This window comes from Acidovorax sp. ST3, assembly GCF_003231145.1.
GTDB lineage: Bacteria > Pseudomonadota > Gammaproteobacteria > Burkholderiales > Burkholderiaceae_C > Acidovorax.
In genome coordinates, this window is record NZ_QKVP01000025.1 from 1 (window position 1) to 745 (window position 745).

1 protein-coding gene is annotated in these 745 nt (G+C 65.2%); it reads right to left on the reverse strand.

Translation table 11 applies throughout. The features are described from left to right. Nucleotides 1-651, reverse strand: a 651-nt coding sequence (locus DNK89_RS23315; protein ID WP_153064322.1) for a DUF3857 domain-containing protein, incomplete at its 3' end; no start/stop codon positions are given. Between the last annotated feature and the right edge of the window lie 94 nt (nt 652-745).

The window sequence follows — 745 nt, forward strand, 5'->3', positions numbered from 1 at the left end:
GTCCGCCTCGTTGACATAGGCGTAGTAGTACGGCGTGGCTTTCAGTTCCACCGTGATGCGGCGCGCATCGGGCGAGGCCTGGACGCGATAGGCATCCATCGCCTCGGTGCGCCAGACCATCGGGCGCTCGGCGCTGAACTCGGCGTGGAAGCGCTCCTGGCGCACTGCCCGCGGCTGCAAGCCGAGCACGTAGTGGAATTGCGTCGCCGACGGAATGCCGGCGTAACGCTCGCGCAGCGTGTAGACGATGGTGCTGCCCACCCGCAGGTTGGGAAAGGCCAGCGAGGTCTGCTTGTGACGCAGAAAACCCTGGTCCGGATTTGGCGCCATGCGGGTGTCGATCTGGTCCGCGCTCAGCGGCACCGGCTTTTCGCCTGGCTGGATCAGCTCGGCGCGCTCAACCTCGACGCTGTCGTTCTCGGCATAAGTACGGTCAATGCGCGAGACCAGCTCGCGCCCGGCCAGCGTCAGGATGGTATAGCGGTATGTGCTCACGCACTCGGTGCTGTTGTCCTGGCCGAAGCGGCAGTGGAATTCAGTGTCGCCGGACAGCGGCGCTTCGGCGGCGGGTTGCATGGCGCCCTGGACGGGCAGGCCGGCCGTGGCCGCCAGGACGGCGGCCAGGATTGGGGTGCGGGGGGAAACGGGCATGGAAACTGCTGACACCTCACATTACAATTGAGACGCAATATTATTTGCAATGAAGTAGCCGCACAAGTCGGCGCGGCTACGACGCGCCTGTGCC